Origin of the sequence: Frankia sp. AiPs1, from assembly GCF_023716945.1 — a bacterium.
Taxonomy (GTDB): Bacteria; Actinomycetota; Actinomycetes; order Frankiales; family Frankiaceae; genus Frankia.
This window is the reverse complement of sequence record NZ_JAMQQF010000582.1, coordinates 1-3,722: the sequence shown is the minus strand read 5'-3', so window position 1 is coordinate 3,722 and position 3,722 is coordinate 1. Positions and strand designations below refer to the sequence as shown.

The 3,722-nt window shown below is 72.2% G+C and carries 2 protein-coding genes and 1 pseudogene; 2 read left to right on the top strand and 1 reads right to left on the bottom strand.

Annotated features, from left to right (window positions below):
* Nucleotides 1-287 (top strand): annotated as a pseudogene (locus tag ND748_RS27750) (ABC transporter ATP-binding protein); the annotation flags it as partial.
* 92 nt (nucleotides 288-379) lie between these two features.
* Here ND748_RS27750 and ND748_RS27745 read toward each other — a convergent pair.
* Nucleotides 380-1,411: an acyl-CoA desaturase gene (locus ND748_RS27745; RefSeq protein WP_251749153.1), complete on the bottom strand. Its 1,032-nt coding sequence runs from the start codon at nucleotides 1,409-1,411 to the stop codon at nucleotides 380-382.
* 896 nt (nucleotides 1,412-2,307) lie between these two features.
* Between ND748_RS27745 and glmU the strand changes: the two genes are divergently transcribed.
* On the top strand, nucleotides 2,308-3,722 hold a 1,415-nt coding region (gene glmU, locus ND748_RS27740), incomplete at its 3' end, for a bifunctional UDP-N-acetylglucosamine diphosphorylase/glucosamine-1-phosphate N-acetyltransferase GlmU (protein ID WP_308205746.1).

Here is a 3,722-nt window from a genome sequence, read left to right as displayed (position 1 = left end):
GCCCGGCAGCGACCAACATGGCAGCGGCGGCGGCACCCACCGGCACGGTGACCGGGCCGTCTCGGTCCAGCAGCGAGCTGCGGGCCGCCCGCAAGGAGCTGACCCGCCTCGAACGCGCCCTCGATCGGCTGACCCGCCGGGAGCAGGAGCTCCACCACGCCCTCGCCGAGGCGGCGACCGACCACGAGCGCCTGCTGGCCCTGGACGCCGAGCTGCGCGCCGTCGTCGCCGACAAGGACGGCACCGAGGAGGCCTGGCTCACGCTCGCCGCCGAGCTGGAAGGCTGAGCGGCGGGTGGCCCGAGCAACGCCGCCGCCCCCGTCCCCGAGCTCGGGGGCGGGACCTGGCCGCCGCCACCGGATGCGGTGGGAGGCCGGGCTCAGGCGGTGACGTCGGCGGGAACGCGCTTGGCGGCGAGGCGGGCCTGGTCGGGCCAACGTACGTCCCAGACCAGGTGCAGCGTCTCCATCAACTTGATGATGTAGAAACTGGTGTCGATCTGCCAGGGACGCACGCCGTGGCGGGCCGAGGTCGGCTCGGCGTGGTGCAGGTTGTGCCAGGACTCGCCCATGGACAGCAGCGCCAGCGGCCAGACGTTCGTCGAACGGTCCCGCGACCGGTACGGCCGGGAGCCGAGCACGTGGCAGATGCTGTTCACCGACCAGGTGACGTGGTGGAGGGTGGCGACCCGGACGAGGCCCGCCCAGAAGAACGCCTGCGCGGCCGCCTCGATCGAGCCGCCCCAGAGGCCGCCGATGATCGCCGGCGCGGCCAGGCTGACGAAGGCGCAGGCGGCGAACGAGCGGCTGACCTTCACGATGTCCGGGTCGTCGAGCAGGTCGGGGGCGAAGCGGCGCTGGTCGGTCTGCTCGACGTCGAACAGCCAGCCGACGTGGGCGTGGTACAGGCCCTTCATCATCGACCAGGTGCCAGGGCCGTAGCGCCACGGCGAGTGCGGGTCGCCCTCGGCGTCGCTGAAGGCGTGGTGGCGGCGGTGGTCCGCCACCCAGCGGATCACCGGGCCCTCGATCGCCATGTTGCCGGCGACGGCGAGCGCCACGCGCACCGGCCGGGACGTCTTGAAACCACGGTGGGTGAAATAGCGGTGGAATCCGACCGTCACTCCGTGCCCGCTGATGGCATAGAAGATCAGGGCAAGGACGACGTCATGCCAGGAGATCCACCGACCCCACAGCGCGGGTATCGCGGCGACCACCGCGACAAGCGGAACGATGATCGTCGTCACCATGATGATCTGTTCGGCCCGAGCCTTCGCCATCGACCTGGGCCTGGTGGCGTTGCCCCGGCCGTTGGCGGGATCGGCGTGGCCGACAGCCTGCCCCGCAGTCGTTTCCCGGTCGTCATCCGGCGCCCGATTTTCGCTCGGGGTCACCGTGTCGGTAGCGGTCATCGCCTCGTCCCGTCCATCGCGGCAGGTCCACTGCGCCGGCACTCCACTGGTCACGGTAGCCCGCCGATGTGACAACAGTCCCCATTGCCGACGTCCACCACGCAAACGGGCCACCCAGGATGGCGGCCCGCCCGCCCGGCCTGCCGACACCGCCGTCCACTCGCCAACCGGTGCCCGCCCGAAAGGTCTACGTCTCGTGGGGGTACCCGCCCCATCGGTGTCTTCACCGGGGCCACCTCTGATGGCGACCGCACTGCGACACCCGACGCCATCCACCCCGGGCGGCATGCCCCGCAACGACGCGGCGGTGGTGTGGAGTGTCCCGATCTCCGCGGGAGCCCGATGCATCGGGGTGTGCTGGGCCGGCGGGGACCGCAGCGCGGCCCGACCCGCGGGACAGTGGTCCGCGACCCTACTTTTACCTTCCGAGCCACCCCACGATGGTAGAGTTGGCATGTTTTCCCCGCGGTCCGCCGTAGTGTAATCGGCAGCACAGGAGATTTTGGTTCTCTTAGTCCACGTTCGAGTCGTGGCGGCGGAGCACTACCGGAGTACTACCAGTAATACCATCACAAAGAATTGCAGGGAAGTACCGCCGCGCCGGCCGGACCGCCGCCGTTCCCCTTTCTTCCCGATTGGCCAAACGCCTCGGCGAGGATCCGGTCGGGTCGTTCCCGCCGGCCGGCGTGTTCCCCCGGGGGCCCTGGTCCCCGGCGACTCTGTTCCCTCGGCGGTTGTGTTCCCCCGGCGACCCTGGTCCCCCGGCGACTCTGATCCCCGACGGTGGCGCCCGGCTGTTACCGGCAACCGTTACCTCCCCCGGGCCGGTCGACAGGCCGCGGTAGTGTGGTGCCCGTCGCCCCATCGTCGTGCAGGCCGAAGATTCGGGAGATCGCGTGACATCATCACGTCCGGCCGCCGTCATCATTCTGGCAGCGGGCGAGGGTCGACGGATGCGCTCGACGACACCGAAGGTGCTGCACAGCATCGCCGGGCGAACCCTTCTCGGGCACGTGCTGCACGCCGCCGGCGCCCTCGGCGCGCCCCGCACCGCCGTCGTCGTCGGCCACGGCCGGGAGCAGGTCGCGGCGATGCTGGCCGAGCAGGTCCCCGCGGTCGTCACCGCCGTGCAGGACCGCCAGCATGGCACCGGCCACGCCGTCCGGGTCGCCCTGGCGGCGCTCGACGGGCTCGCCCCCGACGACACGGTGGTCGTGCTCCCCGGCGACACCCCGCTGCTCACCGGGGAGACGCTGACCGCCCTCCTCGACCATCACCAGGCCAGGCGCGCCGAGGCGACCGTGCTGACCGCCGTCCTCGACGACGCCACCGGCTACGGCCGGGTCGTGCGCGACGCCACGGGCGGGGTCCGGGCGATCATCGAGCACCGCGACGCCGACGCGGCCACGGCCGCCATTCGGGAGATCAACACCGGCGTCTACGCGTTCCGTGCCGGCCCGCTCGAGGCCGCGCTGTCCCGGCTGACCAGGGAGAACGCCCAGGGCGAGGAGTATCTGACCGACGTCGTCGGGCTACTGGTCGGCGACGGCGGCCCGGTGGCGGCGAGGGTCGTCGCCGACCCGGTCGAGGCCGCCGGGGTCAACGACCGGATCCAGCTCGCCGCCGCCGGTCGGGCGCTGCGCGACCGGATCGTCCTCGCGGCGATGAAGGCCGGCACCACCGTCGTGGATCCGCCCTCCACCTGGATCGACGCGGACGTCACCCTGGAGCCGGACACGACGATCGCCCCCAACACGTTCCTGCACGGGCGCACCCACCTGGCACGCGGCGCCACCGTCGGCCCCGAGTGCACCCTCACGGACACGATCGTCGGCGCGGCGGCGAACGTCGTGCGGACCACCGCCGACCGGGCCGAGATCGGCGCCGGCGCCGTCGTCGGCCCCTACAGCCACCTGCGCCCCGGCACCCGGCTCGGCCGCGAGGGCAAGATCGGATCCTTCGTCGAGACGAAGGCCGCCGAGTTCGGCGACCACACGAAGGTCCCCCATCTCGCCTACGTCGGCGACGCGATCGTCGGCGAGCGGAGCAACATCGGCTGCACGACCGTCTTCGTGAACTACGACGGCGTCGCCAAGCACCGCACCGTCATCGGCTCCGACGTTCGCATCGGCAGTGACACGATGCTCGTCGCCCCGGTCACCGTCGGGGACGGCGCCTACACGGGCGCCGGATCCGTCATCCGGGAGGACGTGCCGCCGGGCGCGCTGGCCATCCGCGAGGGGCGGCAGCGGATCATCGAGGGCTGGACGCAGCGGCGCCGACCCGGCAGCCCCGCCGCGCGGGCCGCGGC

What these genes read in the sequence shown, in the direction of transcription:
- ND748_RS27745 (WP_251749153.1), bottom strand. Translation starts at nt 1,411, where the DNA reads ATGACCGCTACCGACACGGTGACCCCGAGCGAAAATCGGGCGCCGGAT.